This window comes from Acinetobacter sp. UBA6526 (assembly GCF_002434875.1).
GTDB lineage: Bacteria > Pseudomonadota > Gammaproteobacteria > Pseudomonadales > Moraxellaceae > Acinetobacter > Acinetobacter venetianus.
Map to the genome: position 1 here is coordinate 43,589 of NZ_DJLC01000120.1, position 6,713 is coordinate 50,301.

The 6,713-nt window shown below is 37.6% G+C and carries 7 protein-coding genes and 1 pseudogene; 4 read left to right on the forward strand and 4 right to left on the reverse strand.

The window, feature by feature from the left end:
• The 4 genes from B4237_RS08105 to B4237_RS08120 form a co-directional block, all read left to right on the forward strand.
• On the forward strand, positions 1 to 582 hold a 582-nt coding region (locus tag B4237_RS08105; protein WP_286942598.1), incomplete at its 5' end, for an NAD(P)/FAD-dependent oxidoreductase.
• Positions 583 to 684: 102 nt separating this feature from the next.
• Entirely contained in the window at positions 685 to 2,241 is a 1,557-nt protein-coding gene (locus B4237_RS08110; RefSeq protein ID WP_061525542.1) for a class I SAM-dependent methyltransferase, read from the forward strand.
• 86 nt (positions 2,242 to 2,327) lie between these two features.
• Positions 2,328 to 3,059: a leucyl/phenylalanyl-tRNA--protein transferase gene (gene aat / locus B4237_RS08115; RefSeq protein WP_286942610.1), complete on the forward strand. Its 732-nt coding sequence runs from the start codon at positions 2,328 to 2,330 to the stop codon at positions 3,057 to 3,059.
• 28 nt (positions 3,060 to 3,087) lie between these two features.
• Positions 3,088 to 3,903 carry an arginyltransferase gene (locus B4237_RS08120; RefSeq protein ID WP_286942601.1) on the forward strand — a complete coding sequence of 272 codons (816 nt, stop codon included), beginning with the start codon at positions 3,088 to 3,090 and terminating at the stop codon, positions 3,901 to 3,903.
• On the opposite strand, the gene rimI is transcribed toward B4237_RS08120, so the two are convergent.
• The 4 genes and pseudogenes from rimI to B4237_RS08140 form a co-directional block, all read right to left on the reverse strand.
• Positions 3,889 to 4,350 carry a ribosomal protein S18-alanine N-acetyltransferase gene (rimI, locus tag B4237_RS08125; protein ID WP_286942603.1) on the reverse strand — a complete coding sequence of 154 codons (462 nt, stop codon included), beginning with the start codon at positions 4,348 to 4,350 and terminating at the stop codon, positions 3,889 to 3,891. The genes B4237_RS08120 and rimI overlap by 15 nt on opposite strands.
• A 92-nt stretch (positions 4,351 to 4,442) precedes the next feature.
• Positions 4,443 to 5,327, reverse strand: coding sequence for a metal-dependent hydrolase (locus B4237_RS08130; protein WP_019385023.1), 885 nt, complete (start codon positions 5,325 to 5,327; stop codon positions 4,443 to 4,445).
• A 213-nt stretch (positions 5,328 to 5,540) separates the two neighbouring features.
• Positions 5,541 to 6,422, reverse strand: a complete 882-nt coding sequence (locus B4237_RS08135) for a metal-dependent hydrolase (protein WP_007481212.1) — start codon at positions 6,420 to 6,422, stop codon at positions 5,541 to 5,543.
• A 201-nt stretch (positions 6,423 to 6,623) separates the two neighbouring features.
• Positions 6,624 to 6,713, reverse strand: a pseudogene (locus tag B4237_RS08140) (elongation factor Tu); the annotation flags it as partial.

Below are 6,713 nucleotides of genomic sequence, written 5' to 3' on the forward strand. Positions count from 1 at the left end.
GAACAGGAATTTAGAGGATTTGGAGTTTCAGCGTGTGCAACATGTGATGGTTTCTTCTACAAAAACCAAAATGTAATGGTTGTCGGTGGTGGTAACACAGCTGTTGAAGAAGCACTTTACCTTTCGAATATCGCTGCACATGTGACTTTAGTTCACCGTCGCGATACATTACGTTCTGAGAAAATCTTACAAGATCACCTCTTTGCTAAAGAAAAAGAAGGCAAGATCAGTATCATCTGGAATCATCAAGTTGATGAAGTTCTAGGTGATAAAACAGGTGTTACTTCTGTACGCATCAAATCAACTCAAGATGCTAGTACACAAGATGTTCAGGTACAGGGTCTATTTGTTGCAATTGGCCATAAACCAAATACAAGCATGTTTGATGGTCAGCTCAATTTACGTGATGGATATATTCAAGTCCAAAGCGGAACAGCGGGCAATGCAACAGCAGCATCTATTGAAGGTGTATTCGCAGCAGGTGATGTTGCCGATAGCGTTTATCGCCAAGCGATCACATCAGCAGGTTCAGGCTGTATGGCTGCACTAGATGCTGAGAAATATCTTGATAATTTAAATTAATTATCTAAAAGTAAAAAAGCCACCGATATGGTGGCTTTTTTTATTAAATTAAGCATAATCAAAAAAATGACGTATTTTTAAACAAAAAATTGGAACACATAAATGACAACAACTTGGACCAATGGTTATCAAACTGAAGTTAATTATACCTACGGATATTATCGAGATCTCAGCCCCAATTTTCAAAAGTTCTGTTTATTACTCAATGGAATTGAAAGCCCAGATTTTCAAGAGAATCAAACACATTGTGAGCTAGGCTTTGGACAAGGAGTCAGCATTAATATTCATGCTGCTAGTAACATTGCAAACTTTTATGGTACAGACTTTAATCCAGCACATGCAGCGCATGCCAATCAACTAGCAGAACAGAGCAAGACTGAACATTATTTTTATGATGACAGCTTTGAAGAACTGCTTAACCGACATGACTTACCCATGTTTGACTCAATCAGTTTGCACGGTATCTGGAGTTGGATTAGCTATGAAAACCAGCACATCATTTTGAAATTTATTCGTAAATTTCTAAAGCCGAACGGCATCGTTTATATCAGCTATAACTGCGTTACTGGATGGGCTGCGAATATGCCTATTCGAGAATTATTTCATAGCCATTTTAAATTTAATAGTAAAAGTACCAACCCACTGCAAAAGGTCAATGAAGCACTTAATTTCAGCGAAAACCTATTACAGCAAAATCCTATTTTTGCTCAACGCAATCCAAATGCCGTACAAAAAGTCGCTGATCTAAAACAACAAAATCCCAATTATCTTATCCATGAATATTTAAACCAAGATTGGCAATGCTTTTCTTTTCAGCAAGTGGTTAGGATTTTAGATGAAATTAAACTTTCTTATGCTGGTTCTACGGACTTGAATACGCATTTAGACAACATTAACTTTTCAGAGCAACATCAAGCATTCTTAAATGCAATTGAGCACCCTATTTTTAAAGAACAATGTCGTGATTACTTCGCCAATACTCAATTTCGCCGCGATCTGTTTATTCGAGGAAAAAACAACTTAACACCACTACAAGCTCAAGAAAAACTTCGTAAAACTGCTTTTGTTTTATTGACAGCTAAAGAGCAACTTCCGACAAGCATTAATGGTTTATTAGGAACCTTTAATTTAATCGAAGAAATTTATCTTCCTATAGGTGAAATGTTTGCTGAAAGAAACTATGAAGCAATTACAATTGCTGAACTAGAACAAGGCCTTAAGCAATTAAATTATGCCCAAATCTTAAATGCTCTCGTCATTCTTTGTCATTTAGGCTTAGCTCAACCTTGCCAAAACTTAGCACCTAATGATCAAGTTTTGCAGCGTTGCCATAAGCTAAACCATTATTTACTCAGTCAAGCAAGCTTCCATCAAAATTATGGTGCTCTCATTAGCCCATTAACTGGTATCGGTATTCCGACCGAACATTTCCATCAATTATTTTATCGTGCACATTTCATTGATGGGCTTAATACTGCTACAGATTTTGCTTATTACGTTCAAGATGTCATCCATCAACTTGGTTGGTTGGTATTAGACAAAAAAGGAAATGCAGTGGCTGACAAAAATGAAAGCCTCGCTATTATCCAAGAAAAAGCACAATATTTTTTAGATAGCAAAAAATTGCACATCGCCAAACAACTTCGTCTATTTGAATAATCCAATGCTGGAATGGCAATCGAGGTTGATTGCCATTCTATGTTAGTTCAGTTAGCTTAGAATCAGTCCTATTGAATTTTCGTACTATGCAACAACTCCCCCCCTCACAATATATTTTTCCAGATCCTATTGAAGCAGATCCTGAAGGCCATGGTTTTATTTGCATCGGTGCAGACCTCTCCCCTTCAACACTATTTGAAGCCTATATACATGGACTTTTTCCATGGTTTAACCAAGATGAACCGATTTGTTGGTGGAGCCCTGAACCACGCTGTATTATTGACCCTAAAGCTTATAAACCAAGCAAGTCTCTAATTCGTAACATGAAAAAGCATGACTACCGCATTACCATCAATCGTGCATTTGAGGATGTCATCCGATCTTGTTCTTTACCCCGCAGTTATGCAGATGAAACATGGATTAGTGAAGATATTATTGAAGGTTATACTGCCTTATTTGCAGCAGGCTATGCATATAGTGTCGAAGTCTGGCAGCAAGATACACTGGTAGGTGGCCTATACGGTGTCACCATCGGCAAAGGCTGTTTTGGTGAATCCATGTTTAGTACCGAAACCGATGTCTCTAAAATGGCATTTTATACCCTAATGTTAATAGGCCGAGAAAATCAGCTCCCTTGGATCGACTGTCAATTAGTTAATGAACATCTGATAAGCCTTGGTGCGAGTACACTTTCTCGCCAAGCCTACCTAAAATCGTTACAAGATGTAATTATTGCCCCCTCTATCAATTGGAAAAATTATCAAGAACGTGTATTTTCAAGTAAAACAATAGCACTTTGTGCAAAATTAAACGGTTAATGGATTAACGTCTTGGAGGGACAGATTAATGAAATCATACCAACCCAAGTCCCTTTTAAATGACTTACAGTATTATATTACGCCACCGCATGACTGCAGCTATCTCGAAAACAAGTCTGCGCGAATGGTGTTTTTAGACCCGATTCATCGCATTGATGTGGTGACATTATCTGAGCTATCACGTGTCGGTTTTCGGCGTAGTGGAGACTTTGTTTATCGCCCTGAATGTCACTTATGTCGCCAATGTTTATCGTGCCGTGTACCTGTACAAGAATTCCAGATGAACAGTAGCCAAAGAAAAGCTTGGCGACGTAATCAAGATTTAAGAATGAGTATCTTGCCAACATCAAAGGCTACTCAAGAACATTATGATTTGTATGAACGCTATATCAATGAACGCCATGCCGATGGTGATATGTATCCTGCAAGCCTCGATCAATTTGAAAAGTTCTTAGTTCATAGCTGTACTGAAAGCTTCTTCATTGAGCTTTGGGAAAACGAAAAATTAATTGCAGTTTCAACGTGTGATTTGATGGATGATGGGCTTTCAGCTGTTTACACTTTCTTTGATCCAGATGAACAACGTCGTTCTTTAGGTGTTTTTGCAATTCTCAAGCAAATTGAATATGTTAAAACCCTAAATCTAGAGTATTTATATCTAGGCTATTGGGTGCCACATTCATCCAAAATGAATTATAAATCGCAATATACGCCACTTGAGTTATTACTTGATGGACAATGGCGAAGACTCAATCGTCCACTTTCAGAAAAAGAAATCCATCAACTCGGAAACTCTTTGATGAGCACATTGCCCTCTGAGTGGAATAATTTAATTATTAAATAACGCTGCAAAATCATCAGTGCATGTTTTGACCATAATCACAGCGTGCTCTCTTGATCCATCTGAGTTTGGATAATAGTTTTTGCGTAAATCAATTTGATGAAATCCTGCTTTTTCGTATAAATGAATCGCAGCAGTATTACTTTCGCGTACTTCTAAAAAAATTTGAATCGGATTATTTTTTAATTGTTGAATTGAATGATCCAGTAATTCATAACCCAAACCCTTTCCTTGCTGATTAGGATGAATCGCCATCAATAATAGATTTGCTTCATCAAGCACAGGCTGCAAAATACAAAACCCGACAACCTGATGATTATGCTCATACACGGTGCATTGATAAGATTCTAAAGATTCCTGAAACTGTTGTTTAGACCAAGGATGCGTTTGAACAAGACGCTCAATTGCCGCAACACTATTCAAATCTTTTTCCTGCATCAATCGAATCACAATATCGCACCTATAAATGATTGATGCAGATTATCAGCAATTTAATGCAAAATGAGAATAAAAAAATGGGCAAGTTTCATTGCCCACCTGTATTAATTTGCATTAAAGCCCAATTCAGCACGCCACTTATTCAAAAGTGCTGTAGTGTCATCATCATTTGGATGAAACTTCGGTCTCAAAAATGAAAGTAACGTTGGGATTTGGCGTGTCATAAAACCTTTATAACCATACATAAAATTAATCATATACTTGGTGTCACGCCATGTAAGTTTGCCATCAGTTTGCAATAATTTCGCAGTGAAGTACGACTGAGTAATAAAGATTAAACCCATTGCAATGACAAGTGCTAATGACCGCATGAAATAAGCTTTCGCCCCTTGTCCATACATGGCTTCATAAACATCAAAAGCGACAGCTTTATGCTCATTTTCCTCAACTGCATGCCACATCCATAAGTGATACATCGTTTCATCCATGAACATCGACTGGATATCTGGATTACTTAGTAATTCCTCGGCAATCGTAGAAGTAAAATGTTCCAGTGCACAGGTGCCAGTTAAACCAATCATTTCTTTAGTAAAGCCAAATGGTTTTAAAAGTCTAGATGTAATACCCACAGCACGATTAATTAATCGCCCTGTCTGATCTTCCATTTTGCGCACACCATATCCATAAGCTTCAGCTGAAGCATTAAAAGCCAAGTGCTCTTTTGAATGCATAGCTTCTTGACCAATAAAGGCGCTGATTTCTCTTTGTAATCTTGGATCGGCAAGCTTTGGATCATTTCGCACTGCTCTCGTACTATTTACGAAGAATTGTTCCCCTTCAGGAAATAATGCTGACAAAGCAGTCATAAAATGCGTTAAAGCAGCATCACCATTTGCCCAGTAGCGAGGTACTTCACCAAACTCAAAATCCATTCTTCGTACAGGGAAACTAGCACCAGCTCGGTTTGAAATATTGACTTTAGCATTCATACCTTCTTCTCCTTAAAGATACTTATTTATTTTAAAAATTCATCTATCTTCTATTTATACGCCCTTTTCTATGCGTGAAATAAGTGCAAATAAGGTCATAAAAGCATCATCTTAGGACATCTAATTATGGTAAAGAGAGTTGTTTTAAAGCATAAAAAAGGAGCACATGCTTGCTCCTTTTTTTAACATTTAGTTTTTAAACACATTCACAACTTAAAAACCAAGTTTAGCTTTCCAATCTTTTAATAGTTGAACTGTATCTAGATCATTTGGATGAAAGCGCGGTTTAAAATATGCCAACATTTCCCCTGCCATACCAGTAATGATTCCTTTAGATGGACTATAACCATACTTGTAGATCATCCCAAGCTCTTTCAAATTTAGCTTTTTATCTTGTTGCAATAAGCGCAAAGTAAAATAAGATTGTAGGATAAAAATAAGAGCCATCGCGAATACAAGTGCAGTCGTTCTTAAGCTATATGCCTTAAGCCCAGTTCCAAATACGCCCTCGTATACATCATAAGCAACCGCTTTATGCTCATTTTCTTCAACGGCATGCCAGAACCACATATACGACATCGTATCATCTGTCATTAAATCTTGGATATGCTTGTTGCGCAATAATTCTGAGGCAATCGTCGCAGTAAAATGCTCTAATGCTGTCGTCGCTGTTAGGTCGACCATTTCACGCGTCATACCAAAAGGTTTTACGATTTTTGAAAAATTATTCAATGCAAATTGGATATAGCGTCCCGTAATCTGTTCCAAAGAACGTACATCATGACCATATTTTTGCGCAGAGGCATTGAAATTCACATGCTCTTGGGTGTGCATTGCTTCTTGACCAATAAATGCACTAATTTCTTTTTGTAATTCTGCATTATCTTTAATTGCTGGGTAATAACGTACTGCACGTACAGCATCGATAAATAATTTTTCACCGTCAGGGAATAATGCTGACAATGCTGTCATAAAGTGTGTAAGACCAGCTGAACCATCCATCCAGTACTCTGGTACTTGATCGAAATCAAAGTTCATACGACGTACTGGAAAACTCGCACCTGCACGATTTGAAATATTTACTTTAGCATTCATGCTGCCCACTCCTTCTGTGGAATCTCTCCACTTAGATACTTTTGTTCATTTTCTTAAGTTTTATATTACGGTTTTATGCGTATCAATTAAGTGCAGTTTAGGACAGCTAAGTATCAGTTTAGGACACTCTTACAGACAAATTGTTAAACAATCGATATAAAAAAACACCCCGATGGGGTGTTTTTTTATTACCTTAGAGGCTTATGCAGTTACTTTAGCAACAACACCAGCACCTACAGTACGACCACCTTCACGGATCGCAAAACGTAGACCTGGGTCCATTGCGATTGG

Bases quoted from the DNA above. Each gene is read 5' to 3' on its own strand.
- B4237_RS08110 (WP_061525542.1), top strand. From the start codon at position 685: ATGACAACAACTTGGACCAATGGTTATCAAACTGAAGTTAATTATACC.
- aat (WP_286942610.1), top strand. From the start codon at position 2,328: ATGCAACAACTCCCCCCCTCACAATATATTTTTCCAGATCCTATTGAA.
- B4237_RS08120 (WP_286942601.1), top strand. From the start codon at position 3,088: ATGAAATCATACCAACCCAAGTCCCTTTTAAATGACTTACAGTATTAT.
- B4237_RS08135 (WP_007481212.1), bottom strand. From the start codon at position 6,422: ATGAATGCTAAAGTAAATATTTCAAATCGTGCAGGTGCGAGTTTTCCA.
- B4237_RS08130 (WP_019385023.1), bottom strand. From the start codon at position 5,327: ATGAATGCTAAAGTCAATATTTCAAACCGAGCTGGTGCTAGTTTCCCT.